The organism is Janthinobacterium glycogeni (assembly GCF_051380725.1).
GTDB lineage: Bacteria > Pseudomonadota > Gammaproteobacteria > Burkholderiales > Burkholderiaceae_D > Janthinobacterium.
The window spans coordinates 273432-294571 of the sequence record NZ_JBNYXP010000002.1 but is presented as its reverse complement, the minus strand read 5'-3'; the positions used below and the strand labels follow the sequence as shown (position 1 = coordinate 294571).

19 protein-coding genes are annotated in these 21140 nt (G+C 63.6%); 10 read left to right on the top strand and 9 right to left on the bottom strand.

Annotated elements, in window-relative coordinates; translation table 11 throughout:
• Positions 1 to 3285 (bottom strand): PAS domain S-box protein, encoded by a 3285-nt coding sequence (locus ACQ4W4_RS06880; protein ID WP_436541334.1) that lies wholly within the window; start codon positions 3283 to 3285, stop codon positions 1 to 3.
• Positions 3286 to 3733: 448 nt separating this feature from the next.
• Positions 3734 to 4453, bottom strand: coding sequence for a histidine utilization transcriptional repressor HutC (hutC, locus tag ACQ4W4_RS06875; RefSeq protein ID WP_436541333.1), 720 nt, complete (start codon positions 4451 to 4453; stop codon positions 3734 to 3736).
• A 343-nt stretch (positions 4454 to 4796) separates the two neighbouring features.
• Between hutC and ada the strand changes: the two genes are divergently transcribed.
• The 3 genes from ada (at position 4797) to ACQ4W4_RS06860 (ending at position 8269) form a co-directional block, all read left to right on the top strand.
• On the top strand, positions 4797 to 5852 hold the full coding sequence (gene ada / locus ACQ4W4_RS06870) for a bifunctional DNA-binding transcriptional regulator/O6-methylguanine-DNA methyltransferase Ada (protein WP_436541332.1): 1056 nt from the start codon (positions 4797 to 4799) through the stop codon (positions 5850 to 5852).
• Positions 5849 to 6538, top strand: a complete 690-nt coding sequence (locus tag ACQ4W4_RS06865; RefSeq protein ID WP_436541331.1) for a 2OG-Fe(II) oxygenase — start codon at positions 5849 to 5851, stop codon at positions 6536 to 6538. The genes ada and ACQ4W4_RS06865 overlap by 4 nt, the downstream gene beginning before the upstream one ends.
• A gap of 75 nt (positions 6539 to 6613) precedes the next feature.
• Entirely contained in the window at positions 6614 to 8269 is a 1656-nt protein-coding gene (locus ACQ4W4_RS06860) for a mechanosensitive ion channel family protein (protein ID WP_436541330.1), read from the top strand.
• Between the two features lie 7 nt (positions 8270 to 8276).
• Here the strand turns inward: ACQ4W4_RS06860 and ACQ4W4_RS06855 are convergent, their stop codons facing one another.
• Genes ACQ4W4_RS06855 through ACQ4W4_RS06825 form a run of 7 tightly spaced genes read right to left on the bottom strand, consistent with a single transcriptional unit; the run spans position 8277 to position 12494 of the window.
• A complete protein-coding gene (locus ACQ4W4_RS06855) occupies positions 8277 to 8783 on the bottom strand; it encodes a hypothetical protein (RefSeq protein WP_436541329.1) in 507 nt (168 codons plus the stop codon).
• Between the two features lie 13 nt (positions 8784 to 8796).
• Complete coding sequence (locus tag ACQ4W4_RS06850) at positions 8797 to 9306, bottom strand: hypothetical protein (RefSeq protein ID WP_436541328.1); 510 nt, start codon at positions 9304 to 9306, stop codon at positions 8797 to 8799.
• Between the two features lie 7 nt (positions 9307 to 9313).
• Positions 9314 to 9889, bottom strand: a complete 576-nt coding sequence (locus ACQ4W4_RS06845; RefSeq protein ID WP_436541327.1) for a hypothetical protein — start codon at positions 9887 to 9889, stop codon at positions 9314 to 9316.
• Positions 9890 to 9941: 52 nt separating this feature from the next.
• Entirely contained in the window at positions 9942 to 10442 is a 501-nt protein-coding gene (locus tag ACQ4W4_RS06840) for a hypothetical protein (protein ID WP_436541326.1), read from the bottom strand.
• Positions 10443 to 10455: 13 nt separating this feature from the next.
• Entirely contained in the window at positions 10456 to 10965 is a 510-nt protein-coding gene (locus ACQ4W4_RS06835) for a hypothetical protein (protein ID WP_436541325.1), read from the bottom strand.
• Between the two features lie 7 nt (positions 10966 to 10972).
• On the bottom strand, positions 10973 to 11413 hold the full coding sequence (locus ACQ4W4_RS06830) for a hypothetical protein (RefSeq protein ID WP_139174312.1): 441 nt from the start codon (positions 11411 to 11413) through the stop codon (positions 10973 to 10975).
• A gap of 10 nt (positions 11414 to 11423) precedes the next feature.
• Positions 11424 to 12494, bottom strand: coding sequence for a hypothetical protein (locus ACQ4W4_RS06825; RefSeq protein WP_436541324.1), 1071 nt, complete (start codon positions 12492 to 12494; stop codon positions 11424 to 11426).
• Between the two features lie 119 nt (positions 12495 to 12613).
• Between ACQ4W4_RS06825 and ACQ4W4_RS06820 the strand changes: the two genes are divergently transcribed.
• From ACQ4W4_RS06820 to ACQ4W4_RS06790, 7 genes are all read left to right on the top strand, one after another.
• On the top strand, positions 12614 to 13228 hold the full coding sequence (locus ACQ4W4_RS06820; RefSeq protein WP_436541323.1) for a GNAT family N-acetyltransferase: 615 nt from the start codon (positions 12614 to 12616) through the stop codon (positions 13226 to 13228).
• A gap of 66 nt (positions 13229 to 13294) precedes the next feature.
• Positions 13295 to 14968: an amidohydrolase gene (locus ACQ4W4_RS06815; protein WP_436541322.1), complete on the top strand. Its 1674-nt coding sequence runs from the start codon at positions 13295 to 13297 to the stop codon at positions 14966 to 14968.
• A 138-nt stretch (positions 14969 to 15106) separates the two neighbouring features.
• Complete coding sequence (gene hutU / locus ACQ4W4_RS06810) at positions 15107 to 16810, top strand: urocanate hydratase (RefSeq protein WP_436541321.1); 1704 nt, start codon at positions 15107 to 15109, stop codon at positions 16808 to 16810.
• 19 nt (positions 16811 to 16829) lie between these two features.
• Entirely contained in the window at positions 16830 to 18389 is a 1560-nt protein-coding gene (hutH, locus tag ACQ4W4_RS06805; protein WP_436541320.1) for a histidine ammonia-lyase, read from the top strand.
• A gap of 20 nt (positions 18390 to 18409) precedes the next feature.
• Complete coding sequence (gene hutG, locus ACQ4W4_RS06800) at positions 18410 to 19198, top strand: N-formylglutamate deformylase (RefSeq protein WP_436541319.1); 789 nt, start codon at positions 18410 to 18412, stop codon at positions 19196 to 19198.
• On the top strand, positions 19183 to 20559 hold the full coding sequence (locus tag ACQ4W4_RS06795; protein ID WP_436541318.1) for a formimidoylglutamate deiminase: 1377 nt from the start codon (positions 19183 to 19185) through the stop codon (positions 20557 to 20559). Before hutG ends, ACQ4W4_RS06795 begins: the two co-directional genes overlap by 16 nt.
• The gene (locus tag ACQ4W4_RS06790; protein WP_436541317.1) at positions 20559 to 21134 is read left to right on the top strand and encodes a HutD/Ves family protein; all 576 of its coding nucleotides are present in this window, start codon (positions 20559 to 20561) and stop codon (positions 21132 to 21134) included. Before ACQ4W4_RS06795 ends, ACQ4W4_RS06790 begins: the two co-directional genes overlap by 1 nt.
• Positions 21135 to 21140: the final 6 nt, after the last annotated feature.

Genomic DNA, 21140 nt, shown 5'->3' with positions numbered 1-21140 from the left:
CTAATCGTCATTGGCAAAGCTGGTGTTATTCATGATCTGTTCGGTAATCTGTTCCAGCAGGGGCCACAGGCGCGCGACGATGCGCTCGGCCCGCTCTGCCTCGTCGGCCGGCTCGCCCGGCGCCAGGGTTTCCAGGTTGTGGCACAGTTCGGCCAGTCCCAGGGCGCCCACGGTGCGCGCCGACGACTTGATGCGGTGCCCCAGTTCGCGCACCTGGTGCACGTCGCCGCGCGCCAGGGCCGCATCGATGTCGCCAAAGCCATCCTGCGTCGTCTGCAGGAACTTGAAGGCGAATTTGCGCACCTTTTCCGGGTTGTAACCGAGCAGCTTGGCCAGGATCGACAGGTCGATCACCTGCGGGTCGCCCGCCAGCGTCGTCTTGAAGGCGGGCGCGGCGCGGCTGCGCGCGGGCTGCGGCGGCGTGTCGCGCGCCGGCAGCCAGCTGGCGATGGTCTGGTACATCATGGCCGGCTGAATGGGCTTGGAAATGAAATCGTCCATGCCCGCCTCCAGGCAGCGCACGCGGTCTTCGCTGGTGGCCGTGGCCGTCATGGCCAGCACGCGCAGGTGCGCCAGCTGCGGGTCGGCGCGGATGTGGCGCGTCGCCTGCAAGCCATCCATCAGCGGCATCTGCACATCCATCAGCACGCAGTCGAACTGCGTCTGGCGCAGCAGGTCGAGCGCTTCCTCGCCATTGTTGGCCAGGCAGACGGAGGCGCCCGCTTCTTCCAGCAATTCCAGCGCCACCTGCTGATTAAAAGTGTTGTCTTCCACCAGCAGGATGCGCGCATGCTTGAGCGTGCGCATCACCAGGGCCGCGTCGGCGCTGGCGCGCATGGCCGCCGCCGTCTGCACCATGCTGTCGAGCATGGCGGGCGCCGCCTGGTCGGAAATGCCCAGGTTGGCCGTGAACCAGAAGGTGCTGCCGGCGCCGGGACGGCTGTCGACGCCGACGTCGCCGCCCATCAGCTGCGCCAGCTGCTTGCAGATGGCCAGGCCCAGGCCCGTGCCGCCATATTCGCGCGTGGTGGACGTGTCGGCCTGCTGGAAGGACTGGAACAGCTTGCTCATTTCATCCTGCGACAGGCCGATGCCGTGGTCGCACACTTCAAAGCGCACCAGGCAGTGTTTCGCGTCCGCCACCACCTTGCGCACCTTCACGGTGATGCTGCCCTGTTCGCTGAACTTGATGGCGTTATTGGCGTAGTTGATCAGCACTTGTCCCAGGCGCAGCGGGTCGCCCACGAGCACGGCCGGCAATTGCGGGTCGATTTCAAACAGCAACTCCAGGTTCTTGCCGGCGGCGCGCGGCGCCACCACCGTCATCAGCGTTTGCACGACGTGGTCGAAACTGAAGTTGACGCGCTCGATTTCCAGCTTGCCCGCCTCGATTTTCGAAATGTCGAGAATGTCGTCGATGATGCCCAGCAAGTGTTCGCCGGCAAAACGGATTTTTTCCAGGTAATCGCGCTGGCGCGGTTCCAGATCCGTTTTCAGGGCCAGATACGCCATGCCGATCACGCCATTCATCGGCGTGCGGATTTCATGGCTCATGTTGGCCAGGAATTGTCCCTTCGCCAGGCTCGCTTCTTCGGCCACCTGCTTGGCCTGGTCCAGCTGCTCCGTGCGCTGCGCCACGCGCTCTTCCAGATGTTCATTGAGTTCGCGCAAGGCGCTCTCGCTGCGCTTGTGATACGTGATGTCCGTCAGGCTGGCCACCACCATGCCCACCTTGCCGTATTCATCGCGGATGGCCTCGGTATTTACCGACAGCCACGACAGGCTGCCGTCGGGCTGTTGCACGCCCATCAGCACGTCGCGCATGGCGACCCCCGTCGACAGGGTGATGTGCACGGGATGGCTGCGCTGGTCGAAGGGGGAGCCGTCCTCGTGGATGGCTTGCCACAGGCTGTTGCCGGCCGGACTGGCCGCCAGCATGCGCTCGGCGGCGGCGTTGCTTTCCAGTATGTGGCCGTGGCTGTCCTGCACCACCAGGCCGTTCGTCACGGCGCCGAACACGGACGCCATGCGCTGGCTCGAATTCGACAAGGCGATCGACGCCTGGCGCCGCTCCGTGATGTCGGTAATCATCGCCAGAGTGCCACCCGGCTCGCCGTTGTCCGACTGGATGCTGGTGCTCGACAGCAAGCCCCACAGGCTCGACTGATCCTTGCGGAAGAAGCGGAAATCGACCTGGTCCGGCTGGCTGGCCTGAGTGCCGTGGCTGGCCAGGCGGCGCTGCATCAGCAGCTGGCTGTCGCGGTCCATGAAGTCGAGCAGGGGACGGCCCAGCATTTCCTGCACTGTGTAGCCGAGCATGTGCGCCATCTTCGGGTTGACGAAGGTGGTCTTGCCATCCGCATCCGTCATCCAGATGCCTTCGGCGGCCGTCTGCACGATCAGGCGGTAGCGTTCGGAACTGGCGTGCAGCGCTTCCTCGGCGCGCTGGCGCTGCGTCATGTCGCGCAGCGAGACGATGGAAAATACTTGCCCGGCCATGCGCAGCGGCGACAGGCTGACCTTGGCCGGGAAGTGCGTGCCGTCGCGGCGGCGCGCCATCATCACCCGGCCCGGCAGGCTGTGCCGCGCTTGCGGGTCGCCCACGGAGTGGCTGGCCGTGCTTTCCGGTACCAATTGCTCCAACGACATGCCCGTCAATTCGGCCAGCGGATAGCCGAAGCAGCGCGCGCCGATCTGGTTGGCGTAGTGCACCTTGCCTTCGACGTCGGCCACCAGCATGGCTTCGGGCGCCGCTTCCAGCATCGAGCGCATGCGCGATTGTTCATCCTGTTTGCGTTCGCTGATATCGCAGACGATGCCGCTGGCCTGCGTGGCGGCGCCATCCGAGGCGCGTGTCAGCACGGCGCCGCGCGCCAGCAGCCAGCGCCAGTGGCCGTCGCTGTGGCGCAAGCGGAATTCGCAATTGAAGGTGCCGGGCGCCTGGCCATCGAGATGCTGGCGAAAGGCCAGGCTCAGGCGCGCGCGGTCGTCGCGGTGCACTTCGGCCAGCCACTCGTCCAGTGCATGGTCGAGCCTGGCGCTTTTGTCGCCCAGCACGTCCTGGTACTGGGGCGCGAACTGCAGCCGGTCCGACTGTCGCCGCCAGGTCCAGCCCGCCATGGCCGCGCCGCGCAAGGCATGCCCGGCGTCCTGTTCGGCCAGGGCATGCGCGGGCAGCAGCAGGCGGCGCAACTGTTGCCGCAGCCGCCAGGCTTGCCAGCAAGCCACTCCCGCCAGGGCGGTGGCGCTGGCGGCAGCGTAAGGCCATAGCAGTGTTGGCGCCATGCCGTGTACCGCCGCCTGCACCGGCAACGACAGCGTCAGGCCTGCCGCCAGCATCGTATGAGCGAGCCGGCGCAGCGCAGGGCGCCGTCGGCGTGATGCGCTGAAACTCGTGTGGCTGCAATACGACAAATGCATCCCTTTCTGGGGCATGATGGAACTGGGCTGACAGTGCATGATGCGCGTTCAAATAAACGCCTGCGGCGCTTTCTGGCGGCAACTATAGCATCGAATATTTGCTCGGGGTATTTAAGTTCTGAAACAGGCAAAACGGGATTTTTTTTGCCCCGAAATGGCTGTTTTTTTCGCGGTTTGGTGAGAATCTGTGACAAAGTTTGCGCGAAATCGTGCTACTGAACCACCAGCTCGGAAGACGTCTGATAAAACCGTAGCGAGCCGGTGAGTATCACAGGCCGCAAAGCGCGACGCGCAGTAGGTTTTTCAGGTGTTCTCAGGCGAAGCTGCCTGCAAACTGATAGCGGTGCCCGGGATGCCACATGGTGGCGATGGAGGCGATCCTGCCGCCCGAGCGCGTCTGGCGGCGCAGCACCAGGCACGCCTGTTTCGTGTCGATGGCCAGCATTTCGGCGATGTCGCGCGGCGCCGACAGCGCTTCGATGCTGTAGGTGGCGCCTTGCAGGGGGGCGGCGGCCATCAGGTATTCGTTCGGCGTGATGCTGGAAAAATCCTGCGTCATGTAGTCGGGCGCGCATTCGGGATTGACCCAGCGGTCTTCCACCTGGATCGGCACGCCGTTTTCAAAATGCACGATCAGCGAGTGGAACAGCGGGTGTTCCGGCGGCAAGCCGAATTGCTTGGCCAGCAAATCCGAGGCTTTCGTACGTTCCAGCAATTGCAGGCTGCTGCGGTGGATATGTCCGCGCGCCCGCACTTCATCGGCGATACTCTTGATTTCCAACAAGGTCGCCTGGTATTTTTGCTGCGCCACATAAGTGCCGGAACCCTGGCGCCGCGTCAGCACCTGTTCGCTGGTCAGTTCGCGCACGGCGCGGTTGACCGTCATGCGCGAGACGCCGAATTGTTTCACCAGGGCTTGCTCGGAGGGAATCACGTCACCTTCCTTCCAGCGTCCGGCGGCGATACCGGCCAGCAGAAAATCCTTGATACGCTGGAAAATGGGCGTATTTTCTTGTGTATTGTGATCGTCCAATGCGGTTTCTCCGAGGCGCAGGCAGGGCGCGCCGCCGGCTGGAGGCGCGATGGCCGATTTTAGCACCGAGCACGATGCCTGCCGCCAGCCTTTTTTTTGAATTCAAAAGCAAGCGCCGGAGTGTGGCGCGCATGGGCGCTGGTTATGCTGGTGACTTGGAGCCTATCCCAGTAGGGAGCGTCTTCTGCTGGCAGTTCATCAGGAGCGCGGACAAGGCGTGAGGAGGACGCGTGGCGAGCCACGCGACGACGAGCAACGCCGTCCCCGCTTCTGAGGGGCGCCAGCAGGGGATGTATTCATCTACTGGGATAGGCTCTTACTATTGACTTGCACGGAGCTCGCTATGGAACACGCTTACCTGACTGACGATGAACGCTGGGACGCCCTGCAGCGGCGCGCGCCCGACGCCGACGGCGTCTTTTATTACTCGGTGCGCACGACGGGCGTGTATTGCCGCCCTTCCTGCGCGGCGCGTCCCGCCTTGCGCCGCAACGTGGCTTTTCACGCCACGTGCGAGCAGGCGGAGGCGGCCGGATTCCGCCCCTGCCTGCGCTGCAAGCCGAACCTGCCGCCGCTGGCCCTGCGCCAGGCGGCCATCGTGGCCGACATCTGCCGGCTGATCGACGCCAGCGACGAGCTGCCCGACCTGGACGCGCTGGCGCAGGCCGCCGGCATGAGCCGCTTTCACTTCCACCGCGTCTTCAAGGCGCACACGGGCATTACGCCCAAAGCGTACGCGGCGGCGCGGCGCGGCGAGCGCCTCAAGGCCGGCTTGCAAGGCGCCGCGAACGTCACGGAAACGTTATATGCGGCCGGCTTCAACTCCAGCGGCCGCCTGTATGCCGCCACGCCGGGCTTGCTGGGCATGACGCCGGGCGCGTTTCGCGCCGGCGGCAGCGGGGCCGTGATCCGTTTTGCCATCGGCGCCTGTTCGCTGGGGGCCATCCTCGTGGCCAGCACGGACAAGGGCATCTGCGCGATCTTGATCGATGACGACCCGGAAGTGCTGCTGCGCGACTTGCAGGACCGCTTTCCGCAAGCCGAGCTGCGCGGCGCCGAGCCTGACTATGAACAGACGGTGGCGCAGGTGGTGGGCCTGGTCGAGGCACCGGGCCTGGGACTGGACTTGCCGCTCGACGTGCGCGGCACCGTGTTCCAGCAGCGCGTGTGGCAAGCCTTGCGCGAAATTCCCGCCGGCAGCACGGTCAGCTATGCCGAACTGGCCCGCCGTATCGGCGCCCCGCAAGGCGCGCGCGCCGTGGCGGGCGCCTGCGCCGCCAATGCCCTGGCCGTCGCCATCCCCTGCCACCGGGTGGTGCGCAACGATGGCGCGTTGTCCGGCTACCGCTGGGGCGTGGAACGCAAGCAGGCGCTGCTCGAACGCGAGGGCGAACGGTGAGGGCGCTCGATTGGCCGCAGATCGAGGATGAGCTGAACCAATACGGCTGCGCCGTCGTGCCGCGCTTGCTCAATCCCGCGCAGTGCGCGGCGCTGGCGGCACGGTATGACGACGCGTCGCGCTTTCGCAGCAAGGTGGTGATGCAGCGCCATGGCTTTGGACAGGGCGAGTACCAGTATTGGGCGCATCCGTTGCCGGAAGCGGTGGCCGCCTTGCGCGAACAGCTGTACGGACCGCTGGCGGCGATTGCCAATCGTTGGCAGGCCAGCATGGGTCTGGAGACGCGCTTTCCATCCAGTCACGCCGATTTTCTCGCGCGCTGCCATGCGGCTGGGCAGACGCGGCCCACGCCCTTGCTGCTGCGCTACCGCGCAGGCGATTACAACTGCCTGCACCAGAACCTGTATGGCGAGCACGTGTTTCCGCTACAGCTGGCCGTGCTGCTGTCGCGCCCGCAAGACGATTTCACGGGCGGCGAATTCGTGCTGACGGAGCAGCGCCCGCGCATGCAGTCGCGTGTCGAAGTCGTGCCGCTGGCGCAGGGCGATGCCGTGATCTTTCCCGTGGCGCAACGCCCCGTCAACGGCACGCGCGGCAGCTACCGCGTCAACATGCGCCATGGCGTGTCGCGCCTGCGCTCGGGCATGCGCCACACCCTGGGCATCATTTTTCATGATGCGAGCTGAACGCTAGGTGCGGCGCTTGAGTTTCCGCAATTACATGGCATGATGGCTATTCCTTGTCACTTTTTCATTTCTGCCATGTCCGCGTTGCTCCGCCTGTTGTGCCTGTTGACCATCTTCCTGCTGCCTGCAGCCCATGCGGACGATGGCGCGTCCTCGCTCGGTGCGGAAGCCGCGACCGCCATCGCGCCGTCACAGGCCGCCGTCGTGAAGACGGCGCCCTTGATGTTTGCCAACCGCAAGGTCTTCGTCTTCCGTGCCGCGCTGGCCGGCTATCCGCCCGATGAACGGGCCATCGGCGCGCAGCGCCGCCTGGAAAGCGTGCTGGCGAAAAACGGTGCCTTGCAGGCGAGCACGCGCATGATTCCCGAAGGCACGCAAGTGCTGCTCGATGGCGTGCAGCTGTTCGTCGTCGTGCCTGGCGACGTCAACTTGCTGGCCGGCGACACGACGGAAAGCGTGGCGAAAACGGCCGCCAGCGAGTTGAGCAAGGCCGTGCTTGACTATCGCGAGCAGGGCAGCTGGCGCTACCTGGCGATCGCCGCCGCCGTGTGCGCGGCCGCCACGCTCGTGTTCTGGCTGGTATGGATGGGCTTGACGCGTCTGTATCGCTGGGCCAAGCGCCGCAGCGGCATCCTGCTGGCCTCGCGCCTGCGCGACGTGCGCCTGAAAAACGTGCGCGTGCTCGACGCCGAACACTACATCGCCTTCGCCTATCAACTGCTGAGCGCCGTGCTGTGGGGCTTGCGACTGATGGCCACGTATCTGTGGGCCGCCTTCGTGCTGGGCCGCCTGCCTTACACGCGCTCCTGGGGCGAAAGCCTGAGCGGCTACCTGTTCGACGTGGCGGCCGATGTCTTCCACGCCATCATCGGCGCCTTGCCGGGCCTGGTGCTGGTCTGCGTGATCTTCGCCATCGCGCGCCTGATCGCCGCCACGGCCGCCTCGCTGTTCAAACGGGTGGAAAGCGGCGAACTGCAGATCGGCTGGCTCGACAAGGACACGGCCCTGCCGACGCGCCGCATCGCCAGCGTGGTGATCTGGCTGTTCGCGCTGGCCATGGCGTATCCGTATCTGCCCGGTTCGCACACGGCCGCCTTCCAGGGCCTGTCCGTGCTGGTGGGCCTGATGGTGTCGATCGGCGCGTCGAGCATCGTGGGCCAGGGCGCCAGCGGCCTGATACTGATGTACACGCGCGCCCTGCGCAAGGGAGAATATGTGCGCGTGGGCGACAGCGAAGGCACGGTGGTCGAGTTGGGCATGTTCGAGACGCGCCTGCGCACGGGCCTGGGCGAAGAGGTCGCCTTGCCGAACGCCTGGGTGATGTCGCAAACGACGAAAAACTATTCGCGCGCCCAGCCCGGCGGCGGCTTCGTGCTCGACTCCACCGTCACCATCGGTTACGCGACGCCATGGCGGCAAGTGCACGCCATGCTGGAACTGGCCGCGTCCCGCACGACGGAACTGTCGACCACGCCAAAACCCTACGTGATGCAACTGGCGCTGCAGGATTATTATGTGCAATACCGCCTGGTCGCCTACGCCAGCGCCGAAGTCCCCCGCCAGCGCGCCGAAGTGCTGAACCGCTTGCACCAGAACATCATCGACGTCTTCAACGAATTCGACGTGCAGATCACCTCGCCGCACTACATCGACGACCCGAAAGAGTCGCATGTGGTGCCGCCGGAGGAGTGGTTCAGGGCGCCGGCGAAGCGGGGGGAGGAAGATAAATAGTGTCGGACTATGGGAGGGAGGGATGGGCTGGGCAGATTTCAGTTCGCCACTCCTGCATGTCGCTGTCAATAGGAATGACTTTCTGAGCTCCGGCCTCCGTCGCCACCACGCAGAATTTTCCTTGGTAACCATAGGTTGGATCGGATGGATCTTTGGGGCTGCCATTTAGGAATACGCTATAAAAGTGCCCAGGTATCAGTTTTTCAGCGCGTATGCCCGTCGCGCCGGTAGGCACATTTCCATAGCGGATACATATGCTGGCGCGGATGGGTAGCGGCATCTCTGGAGGCATGGAGAATCCCCATACTTCTCTTACCGGTTGCATGGACATGTCTGAAACCATGAGTGCGCCAAGAAATGGCAGGCCATTGCGCGCCTCTTCCTTTTTTGTAATCGAGAAGCAGGGTATGCCGTTGAGAGGGTGAACGTGGGCATCAGCGATGCGCGACCATGCCGAGGCATCGATAGTCGTCAGGGTGGCAAGCAGGAATAGCAGCGTGTGACGATATGGCATGGCGAGCCTCGCACTATCTGATGAGCGAATGTTCCGGGCAACTATCCTGTTCCCACGCTGGCGTGTCGCTGCCAATGGCGATGATTTGTCGTTCACCAGTGGATGTGGCTACTATGCAAAATTTTCCCATGTAACCATAAGTGGGGTCTGCAGGATCATTTGGTCTTCCATTGAGGAAAATGCTGTAGACCCGTCCTGTTTGCAGTTCAGGGGCGGGCATGCCGTTCGCTCCCTGAGGAAGATCAGCATACCGAAGGCAGCTTTTTGACGAGAGCGGTACTTTTTTTCCACCAGTCATATAGAAACTCCATACACCAACGGCGGGCTTTTCTGACAGATCTGAAATGCTGAGTGCTCCCAGAAGTGGCTGACCGTTACGTTTTTCTTCCGTCTGCGAGATTGTGAAGCAGGGGGTGCCATTCACTGAACTGATTTCAGCATCGGCGATGCGTGATGTTGCACAGGCATGCAGGCCGAGGGACATGAGCAGTATGAACAGGGCATTCTGCTGCAAGGACATCATGTTTTCCCTATTTCCGAACGGGACAGATTTCATCTATCCAGGCTTGGCTATCGCTGTCAATACGGAGAATTTTTCGCTCCCCAGAGATGCCGCTGATTAAGCAAAACTTGCCCACGTAACCGCGAGTAGGATCTGAGGGATCGGCTGGCCTACCGTTCAGGAAGACGTCATACATCCGTCCCGTTTTCAGCGGCGGCGCTTTGGGCGGCTTGACCTCTGCTGTTGCTGGTGCAACTCCATACAGAAGGCAGGACTTGGCGTGAATAGGAATAGACCTGCCATTCAAAAATACTTCGTACACCCTGCCGGTCTGCAGTTCAGGAGCCGGCGCAGCTTCCGCACTGGCTGGAATTCTTCCATAAAGAATGCAATTTGCTGATGACAACGGAATTTTCTTGCCACCTGTCATGAGAAACCCCCATATTTCCGTCGTTGGCTTGACCGTCATGTCCGACACGCTCAAGGCGCCGAGGAAGGGCTGGCCGTTGCGTCTCTCTTCCTTTCTGGAAATGCTAAAGCAGGGTACGTCATTGATCGAGGTGACTTCGGCATCGGCCATGCGTGATCGCGCGTCGCTGTTCATGCTCGAGAATGCGAGCAGTATGAATAGTGTTTGATGAGACAAGGGCATGATGCTAAGGCGGCGTTGGGCAGACTTCATCGATCCAGGCCTGCATGTCGCTGTTGATGGGAATGACTTGCTGGCCGCCAGCAGCCGTAGTTCTCACGCAGAATTTTCCTTGATAGCCATACGTTGGATCGGACGGATCTTTGGGGCTGCCATTCAGGAAGACGCTATAGAAATGTCCAGGAACAAGACTTTTTGGCTTGATTCCAGTAGTCGCAGTAGGGGGTAAATCTCCATAACGAATGCACGAATCTGCATGGATTGGAATAGGCCTATCTGGAGGTGTAGAGAAAGACCATACCTTCTTGACGGGTTGAACGGACAGATCGGAAACGATCAATGCCCCGAGCATTGGCGTGCCATTGTGTGCCTCTTCCTTTTTTGTAATGGAGAAGCAGGGCATGCCGTTGACAGAGTGAACGTGGGCATCAGCGATGCGCGACCACGCCAAGGCATCGATACTCGTCAGCGTCGCAAGCAGGAATAGCAGTGTGTGACGATATGGCATGGCGATCCTTGCACTATCTGATGAGCGAATGCTCCGGGCAACTATCCTGTTTCCATGCTGGTGTGTCGCTGCCAAAGGCGATGATTTTTCGTTCACCAGCGGGCGTGGCAACGATACAGAATTTCCCTCTATAGCCATAGGTCGGGTAGGAAGGATCATCTGGACGCCCATTCAAGAAGATGCTGTAAACCTGTCCTGTTTGCAGTTCAGGGGCTGGCATGCCATTTGCGCCCTGTGGAATGTCGCCATAGAGAAGACAGATTTTTGATGAAAGTGGAACTTTTCCTCCTCCGCTCATCACAAAGCTCCACACTTTTGTAGCGGGTTTTACTGACAGGTCTGAAATACTGAGTGCTCCCAGAAGTGGCTGACCGTTACGTTTTTCTTCCGTCTGCGAGATTGTGAAGCAGGGGGTGCCATTCACTGAACTGATTTCAGCATCGGCGATGCGTGATGTTGCACATGCATGCAGGCCGAGGGATATGAGCAGTATGAACAGGGCATTCTGCTGCAAGGACATCATGTTTTCCCTATTTCTGAACGGGACAGATTTCATCTATCCAGGCTTGGCTATCGCTGTCGATACGAAGAATCTTGCGCTCCCCGGAGATGTCGGTGAATAAGCAAAACTTGCCCACGTAACCGCGAGTAGGGTCCGATGGATCGGCTGGCCCACCGTTCAGGAAGACGTCATACATGCGCCCCGTTTTCAGCGGCGGCGCTTTGGGTGGCTTGACCTCTGCTGTTGCTGGTGCAACTCCATACAGAAGGCAGGACTTGGCATGCACAGGAATAGTCGCTGCGCCCGGTAAAAGAAAAGACCATACTTCTACTGCAGGTTTGACGGATACATCTGTCAGTACGATCGCACTAATCTGCGGAACCCCGTTGCGCGCTTCTTCTTTTTGCGAAATGGTGAAACAGGGAGTGCCATTTTTTAGCTGTACTTCCGCGTATGCCATGCGGGACATGCCGAAAGCGTTATGGTATGTCAAACAAAGGCTCATGTTCAGAGTTACGGCCAGGCAAATTCGCCTTGCTTTTCCTATCTTTAAGAAAGTCATGTAATACCTCTTCATAGAGCCCAATTGAGTTTTGATATTCCGGTTCCCGCATTGTATTTGGTTTTTTTAAATACTTCAGTGTGTGATAGTCGGCGAGCAGGTCACCTTGTGCTTCCATGTTGTAATCCGATAATTTTTTCTTCGGAAGTAGCACATATTTGTAGTCCAAACCTAGCCTGACAAGTCCCCGTATCGCTACTGGATAATTCAATTGATGCTGCCAAACATGCACCATTTCATGCATGAACCAGTTTTTTGGCCTTGGTTTCTCCTTTGAGAAGTCCTCTCGGAATTCCGACTCATGAAAATAAATCTCCCCATCCGGCGTCATGGCCACATCCTTCGGCTGCAGGCCAAACCATAGATACGGTTCCCCATGCACCTTGACCTTGCCGTAGTCGATCGCATCCTGGAACAGCATCCAGGCCATGTCGATCTCGCCCCTGGTCAGCGGGCGAACCTTGTCCTTCACTTTGACCTGTTTCACAGAGGAACCGACATCCTTGTCGGTCGTCTTGATGCCATCGAGCTGAATGACCTTGACGGCAGGCGCAGCGTGTTTTGGCGCGGCGGCGCAGCATGGCGATTTATCCGGGTGCGGCAGGAACTCGGCCTGGGTGATTTGCGCCTCCCGCTTGCTGGCGACGCGCCCCGTGCGCCCCTTTGCATCCGTCGTCCCCGTCCACGTTTCGCCATTGCTCAAGGTGAGCCGGTAATCGGCGTGCGCCAGCGGCACCTTGTTTTGCGAGACGAATTCCAGCTGCTCGTCGTAGCCGCAGCACCAGCATTCGTCGGGCTGGCCGGCCAGGCGGTGCAGTTCGCAGCCACTTTTTGCGTCGCGCAGGGCCGCGCCGCGTACGGGCTGGCCGTCGGCGCTGAAGGTGACGATCATGCTGTCGAAGTGCGCGCCCAGGCTGCTCTTCTGGTGCGCCACGAGCTTGAAGAACACGTCGCACGCGGTGGTGCTGATGACATGGTGCCTGGCCATGGTGACTCCGCGATAAAACGCCAGCGTAGGCCCGCACCGCCATGCGAGTATTGACCGGGCGCAAGGCCTGCGCGCTTGCGTTAAGATGCCGGGCGTTTCAATGAGAAGAAAGAGTCCCCATGTCCAGCCCATCCAACATCGCATCCTCCCGCACCGCCCGCAGCCTGGCCGCCGCCCTGGCCGGCGATCCGTTCTACCGCACCGTCACGGTGGCATGCGGCGAGGACGAAGCGGCGCGGCTGGCCATGCTGGAGGCGTACTTCGCGCTGGCGCTGGCCGAGGGCGAGCAGGCGGGCCGCGTCGACCTGGCCGATGCGGCGGGCCATGGCGCCGCCATCTGGACGACGGATACGCCGGCGGCCCTGCGCCAGGCCGCTTACGCGCAGCGCGAAGCCGCCTTGCGCGCGCTGCTGGGGGAGCGCGGCTTCGCGCATTTCACGGCCATCGTCGCGAACATGGAGCACGCGCTGGCGCCGCATGGTCTGCAAGACGCGTGGTATTTGTCGATCGCCGGCATCGCTCCCGCCGCGCAGGGGCAGGGGCTGGGCGCGTCCGTGCTGGCGCCGGGACTGGCGGCCGTCGATGCGGCGCGTGCCGCATGCTTCCTGGAGACGTACAACGAGCGTAGCCTGCCGTTCTATGCCCGCCTGGGCTTCGTGTCGGCGGGACGCTACGTGGAAGCCGTCACGGGCTGCGGCTACTGGCTGATGGTAAGACCGCCTTCCGCTGCCTGATTGACCATTTTGCCAATTTCTATACACTCGTCTTTTTGCTAACGACTAAAAGACCTGGAGATGGAAATGCCGACCTTGCCACTGCGCCGCACCCTGCTCACGCTCGCCTGCCTGGGGGCCATCGGCCACGCGCATGCCGATACCGTCATCGACAACGCCAACGGCTACACGCTCGACACAAACGGCAAGGTGCTGCGCTTCACGGCGCTGGCCTTTGACGACGCGGGCAAGCTGCTCGCCGTCGGCAGCGCCGCGCAGGTGAAACGCAAGGCGGCCAAGGGCGCCACGCACGTCGACGTGCAGGGAAAAACCGTGCTGCCAGGCCTGATCGACGCGCACGGTCACGTCTTCGGCCTGGGGACGATCGCCAGCGGCGTGATGCTGTACGGTTCGTCGTCGCTGCCGGCCGCCGTGCAGGCCGTGGGCGACTTCGCCCGTGCGCATCCCGAGCGCGGCTGGATCGTCGGCAATGGCTGGAACCAGGAAATCTGGAAGCTGGGACGCTTTCCCACGGCCGCGGAACTCGATGCGGCGGAAAGCGCGCGGCCCGTGTGGCTGCGCCGGGTCGATGGCCACGCAGGCTGGGCCAACAGCCGCGCGCTGGCGCTGGCCGGCATCACGCGCGCCACACAAGATCCGGCCGGCGGCAAGATCGTCCGCGACGCGGACGGCAACGCCACCGGTGTGCTGGTCGACAGCGCCATGGATTTGATGGATGCCGTGCTGCCCAAGCCGGGCGACGTGGAAAACCGCGCCGCCCTCGATGGCGCGCTGGCGCAGCTGTCGCAGGTGGGCCTGACCAGCGTGCACGATGCGGGCATCGGCCAGATGCAGGACCGCTTGTTCCGCGATTACGCGGATCACGGCAAGCTGACGGTGCGCGTGTACGGCATGATCTTTGACACAACGGAAGACTTTGACGCGCTGTCGAAAAATGGCCCTGTCAATAGCTATGCGCGCGACATGTACGCCTTGCGCGCCGTCAAACTGCTGTCCGACGGCGCCCTGGGCAGCCGCGGCGCGGCCCTGCTGGCGCCGTACAGCGACGATCCTTCCACCAGCGGCCTGCTGTTCTACCCGGACGGCGTCATGCGCGCGAAGATGGAAAAAGCCATGCGCGCCGGCTATCAGGTGAATGTGCACGCCATCGGCGACGCGGGCAATCATCAGATCCTCGACGGCTATGCAGCCCTGATCGGGAAGTACCGCAGCGCGGGCCTGCGCCACCGCATGGAGCACGCGCAGGTGGTGCAATTGAACGATATCCCCCGCTTCAAGGCGCTGGGTATCGTGCCGTCGATGCAGCCCACGCACGCCACGTCCGACCAGAACATGGCGGAGCAGCGCGTGGGCCATGAGCGCATCAAGGGCGCGTATGCGTGGCGCACCTTCCTCCAGCAAGGCTCGCGCATCGCCTGCGGTTCCGACTTCCCCATTGAGTCGCCGAACCCGTTCGAGGGCATCCATGCGGCCGTTACGCGGCAAAATAGCGAAGGATTCCCGGCTGGCGGCTGGTATCCGCAGCAAGCCATGACGGTGACGCAGGCGCTGCGCTGCTTCACCCTCGACGCGGCCTGGGCGGCGCACCAGGAAAAGGTCATCGGCACACTGGAAGCGGGCAAATGGGCGGACTTCATCGTCGTCGACCAGGACCTGTTTACCGTGGCGCCAGCGGCCATCGGCAAGACGCAGGTGCTGCAGACGTGGGTGGCGGGCAAGCGCGTGTTTGAGAAAAAATGAGGGTTGGGATCAGACCCGCCGGGTCTGACCCCAAAGAAAACCTGTTGACTTGGTTGTATAGACAACCTATGCTGGGAGTACCAGAGCGGGCCAGGTATCAGGCTAGATACGCCCGCTCGCACCCTACGAGGAGACAGCATGAACAGCACAATGGACACCGATCCACGCTTTGATGCCAGCCGTACCATCCGCGCGCCGCGCGGCACGGTCATGGCTTGCAAGAGTTGGCAGGCCGAGGCGGCCTACCGCATGTTGCAAAACAACCTGGACCCGGAAGTGGCGGAAAATCCGCAGCACCTGGTCGTCTACGGCGGCATCGGCCGCGCCGCCCGCAACTGGGCCTGCTTCGACCAGATCCTCGCCTCCTTGCGCGAGCTGGAAGACGACCAGACCCTGCTGATCCAGTCCGGCAAGCCGGTGGGCGTGTTCCAGACCCACGCGGATGCGCCGCGCGTGCTGATCGCCAATTCCAACCTGGTGCCGAAATGGGCGAACTGGGAACACTTCAACGAACTCGATCGCCAGGGCCTGTTCATGTACGGCCAGATGACGGCTGGCAGCTGGATCTATATCGGCACGCAGGGCATCGTGCAGGGCACGTATGAAACCTTCGCCGAGGCGGGCCGCCAGCATTTCGGCGGCGACTGGGGCGGGCGCTGGATTTTGACGGCGGGCCTGGGCGGCATGGGCGGCGCGCAGCCGCTGGCCGCCACGATGGCGGGTGCCGTCTCGCTCAATATCGAATGCCAGCAGAGCAGCATCGACTTCCGCCTGCGCACGCGCTACCTCGACAAGCAGGCGGCCAGCCTGGACGAAGCCCTGGAGCTGGTGAAATATCACACCGAACGCAAGGAAGCCATCTCGATTGGCTTCCTGGGCAACGCGGCCGAAGTGCTGCCGGAACTGGTGCGCCGCGCCAAGGCGGGCGGCCTGGTGCCCGACCTGGTGACGGACCAGACGTCCGCGCATGACCTGGTCAACGGCTATCTGCCGCGCGGCTGGAGTGTGTCGGACTGGAAGGCGGCGCAGCAGGACCCGCAGCGCCACGCGCGCCTGACGGTGGCCGCCGCCGATTCCTGCGCCGCCCACGTGCAGGCCATGCTCGATTTCCACGCCATGGGCGTGCACACCGTCGATTACGGCAACAACATCCGCCAGGTGGCGTTCGACCAGGGCGTGCGGAACGCCTTCGACTTTCCCGGTTTCGTGCCGGCCTACATTCGCCCGCAGTTCTGCGAAGGACGCGGTCCGTTCCGCTGGGTGGCTCTGTCGGGCGACCCGGAAGACATCTATAAAACGGATGCGAAGATCAAGCAGCTGTTCCCGCACCACCAGCAGGTGCACCACTGGCTGGACATGGCGCGCGAGCGCATCGCTTTCCAGGGCCTGCCGGCGCGCATCTGCTGGCTGGGACTGGGCGAGCGCCACATCGCGGGCCTGGCCTTCAACGAGATGGTGCGCACGGGCGAGCTGAAGGCGCCCATCGTCATCGGCCGCGACCACCTGGACACGGGTTCCGTCGCCAGCCCGAACCGCGAGACGGAAAGCATGAAGGACGGCACGGACGCCGTTTCCGACTGGCCGCTGCTCAACGCCATGCTGAACACGGCCGGCGGCGCCACCTGGGTCTCGCTGCACCATGGCGGCGGCGTGGGAATGGGGTATTCTCAGCATGCGGGCATGGTCATCGTGGCCGACGGCAGCGAAGCGGCGGCGAAACGCCTGGCGCGCGTGCTGGTCAACGACAGCGGCTCGGGCGTGATGCGCCATGCCGATGCCGGCTACGAAACAGCGGCCGCCTGCGCCAAGCGCAACGGCCTGATTCTTCCGATGATTCCTTGAGACCTAGATGCGAATGACTATGACACAGCATGCCAAAAGTTGGACCCTGAAACCGGGCGCGATGACCCTGGGCGACCTGCGCGCCGTCTGGGCTGCACCCGCGAAACTGATCCTCGCCGCCGAGGCCTATCCCGTCATCGAGGCGTCGGCCGCCGCCGTGCAGGCCATCGTCGCCAAGGGCGATGCGGCCTACGGCATCAACACGGGTTTCGGCCTGCTCGCCAAGACGCGCATCCCCGATGAAAAGCTCGAGCAATTGCAGCGCAACCTGATCCTGTCGCATTCCGTCGGCACGGGCGAACTGCTGTCGGACGCCGTCGTGCGCCTGATCATGCTGATGAAGATCGGCAGCCTGGCGCGCGGCTATTCCGGCGTGCGCCCGCTGATCGTCGACACCCTGATCGCCCTGTACAACGCGGGCATCATGCCGGCCATTCCCGCCAAGGGTTCCGTCGGCGCCTCGGGCGACCTGGCGCCGCTGTCGCACATGACCCTGGCCATGCTGGGCGTGGGCGACGTGCGCGTCAATGGCGAATTGATGCCGGCCCCCGAGGCGCTGGCGCAGGCGGGCATCGCGCCCGTCGTGCTGGCGGCGAAAGAGGGCCTGGCGCTGATCAACGGCACGCAAGTGTCGAACGCGCTGGCGCTGCATGGCCTGTTCATGGCCGAGCGCCTGCTGGAAGCGGCGATGGTCACGGGCGCGCTGTCGCTCGATGCGGCCAAGGGCAGCGATGCGCCGTTCGACGCGCGCGTGCATGCGGTGCGCGGACAGCCGGGGCAGATCCTGGCCGCGCAGATGTACCGCCAGCTGGTGGCCAACAGCGCTATCCGCGCCTCGCACCTGGAAGGCGACGAGCGCGTGCAGGATCCGTACAGCCTGCGCTGCCAGCCGCAAGTCATGGGCGCCTGCCTCGATTTGATCGGCAACGTCGGCCGCACCCTGCTGATCGAAGCCAATGCCGTCACGGACAATCCGCTGATCTTCCAGGATGGTCCCAACGGCCAGGCGGAAATCGTCTCGGGCGGCAATTTCCACGCCGAGCCCGTCGCCTTTGCGGCCGACACCCTGGCGCTGGCGATTTCTGAAATCGGCGCGCTGGCCGAGCGCCGCATCGCGCTGCTGATCGACGCCACCCTGTCCGGCCTGCCGCCGTTTCTCGTGCGCGACCCGGGCGTCAATTCCGGTTTCATGATCGCCCACGTGACGGCCGCCGCGCTGGCGTCGGAAAACAAGTCGCTTGCCCATCCGGCCAGCGTCGACAGCCTGCCGACGTCCGCCAACCAGGAAGACCACGTGAGCATGGCCACGTTCGCCGGGCGACGCCTGGACGACATGGCGCACAATACGGCCGTCATCGTCGGCATCGAGCTGCTGGCCGCCGCACAGGGCATCGATTTCCACCGCCCGCTGAAAACCTCGCCGCACCTCGAGCACGTGCATCACCAGCTGCGCCAGAAAGTGCCGTTTTTCGATGCCGACCGCTTCTTCGCGCCCGATATCGAAGCGGCCAAGCAGATGGTCTTGCATGGTGAATTGAGCAGCACGTGCAAGAATTTGTTCGCCCCGCTGTACGCCTGAGCGGGCGCAAGGAGACAAGCATGGATTTCCGCTTCAACGAAGGCAGCATCCCGCTGCTCGTGTCGATGCCCCACGTGGGCACCGACATACCGGACGATATCGCCGCGCGCATGACGCCGCAGGCCCTGGTCAAGGCCGACACGGACTGGCATCTGCGCGAGCTGTACGGCTTTTTGCAGGAGATGGACGCGTCGGTGCTGTCGGCGCGCTGGTCGCGCTACACGATCGACTTGAACCGGCCGCAGGAAGACACGAATCTGTACCCGGGCCAGGACACGACGGGCTTGCTGCCCAACGATACCTTTCACCGCGAGCCGCTGTACCTGGCCGGCAAGGAGCCCGATGCGGCCGACGTGCAGCGGCGCTTGCAACGCTACTGGGCGCCGTATCATGCGCAGCTGCGCGCGGAACTGGACCGGCTGCTGCGCGTGCATGGCGCCGTGGTGCTGTGGGATGCCCATTCCATCGCCTCGCATGTGCCGCGCTTCTTTGACGGCAAGCTGCCCGACCTGAACTTCGGCACGGCCGATGGCGCCAGTTGCCACGGCGGCCTGACGTCCGCCGTGGCCGATATCGCGCGCGCGCAGGAGCAATTTACCGTGGCCTTGAATGGCCGCTTCAAGGGGGGCCATATCACGCGCCATTACGGCCAGCCGGACAAGCGCGTGCATGCGATCCAGCTCGAGATGTGCCAGTGTCTGTACATGGATGAAGCGGAACCGTTCGGCTACCGGCCCGACCTGGCGGCCCAGGTGCAGCCGCTGCTGCGCCGGATGATGGAAGCGGCCGTGGCATGGGTGGCGCGTTGAGCGGCTGTCTGTTCGCGCGCCACGCGCTGCTGCCGCAAGGCTGGCGCCGCGACGTGCTGCTGGAATGGGATGGGGCAGGCGATTTGACGCGCGTCCAGGAAGACGCCGTGCTGCCGCCTGGCGCGGCAGTGGCCGAATATGTCTTGCCCGGCATGGTCAACCTGCATTCGCATGCCTTCCAGCGGGCGCTGGGCGGCATGACGGAGATGGCAGGCGAGGGCCCTGACAGCTTCTGGACCTGGCGCGAGCTGATGTACCGCTTCGCGCACCACATCACGCCGGAACAGATGGAAAGCATCGCCGCGCAGCTGTTCGCCGAATGCCTGCGCCATGGCTACACGGCCGTGTGCGAATTTCACTACCTGCAGCGCGATGCGGCTGGCGCCCTGTATGCGCGCCCTGCCGAAACAGCCGAACGGGTGCTGGCCGCGGCGCGCATCAGCGGCATCGGCATGACCATGCTGCCCGTGCTGTACAGCCATGCGGGCTTCGGCGAGCAGCCGCTCAAGCCCGAGCAGGCGCGCTTTCGCACGGACGCGGACGATGTCCTGCGCATCGTCGAAGCGCTGGCGCCGCAGCGCGGCGGGCAGGTGGAAGTGGGCTTTGCGCCGCATTCACTGCGCGCGGCCGCCGTGGCGCAGATCCGCGAAGTGGCGCAAGCGCTGCCGGCGGATCGCCCCATCCACATCCACATCGCCGAGCAGCAGGGCGAGGTGCGCCAGAGTCTCGATCACAGCGGCCGGCGCCCGGTGCAGTATCTGTACGATCAGGTCGACGTCGATGCGCGCTGGTGCCTCGTGCACGCCACGCATGTGCAGCCCGACGAGGTGGCGCGCATGGCCGCCAGCGGCGCTGTCGCGGGCCTGTGCCCGACGACGGAAGCGAACCTGGGCGATGGCCTGTTCCCGCTGGCCGAATTCATCGCCGCCGGCGGGCGTTTCGGCATCGGCAGCGACAGCCACGTGTCGCAGTCGCCGGTGGAAGAATTGCGCTGGCTCGAATACGGCCAGCGCTTGCAGCGCCAGCAGCGCAATGTGGCCGCCACGCCGGAACAGCGCCATGTGGGCGACTATCTGTGGCAGGCGGCCCTGCGGGGCGGCGCGCAGGCGGCCGGGCGCAAGCTCGGTGCTTTGGCGCCGGGCTGCCGTGCCGACGTGCTGGTGCTCGACGACGCGCATGTGAACCTGTGCGGCGTGGACATCGTTGACGTGCTGGGCAGCGTTGTTTTCTGCGGCAACGACAACCTGGTGCGCGACGTGCTGTGCGGCGGCCAGTGGCAGGTGCGCGATGGGCGCCACGTGGCGCAGGACGCCATCGCCACCGCCTACAAACGCACGCTGGCGCAATTGAGGGCGCTCTGATGGCGACCTTCATCCCGCATGAATGCCTGCGCGCCGCGCCGTGGAAGAACGGCGGCGGCAGCACGATGGAAATCGCCATTGCTCCCCCTGGCGCCGACCTGATTGAATTTGACTGGCGCATCAGCCTGGCGACGATCACGGCCAGCGGGCCGTTTTCCAGCTTTCCCGGCATCGACCGCAGTCTGATGCTGGTCGATGGCGACAGTGTGCAGCTGACGCTGGACGGCACACGCAAGGTGACCTTGAGCGCGGCGCAACCGATGCTGTGGTTTCCCGGCGAAGCGGCCGTGTCCGCGCAAGTGAAAGGGCCGACGACGGATTTCAACGTGATGACCCGGCGCGACCGCTGCCGCCACCAGCTGGAAAAAATCACGGCCCCCGGCAAACTGGCGCGGCGCAGTGCGGCGACCTTGCTCTTCGTCGCCGGCGAAGGCCACGTGCTGGCGCGCGGTGGCGACCAGCAGTTCGCGCTGGCCCGCCATGACACGCTGCTGCTCGACGCCGACGATGCGCAGGAATGGCGTCTCGACGCCTTGCAGCGCACGGCCGTGTTCCGCGTCGACCTGTTCATCTAGGAGAGA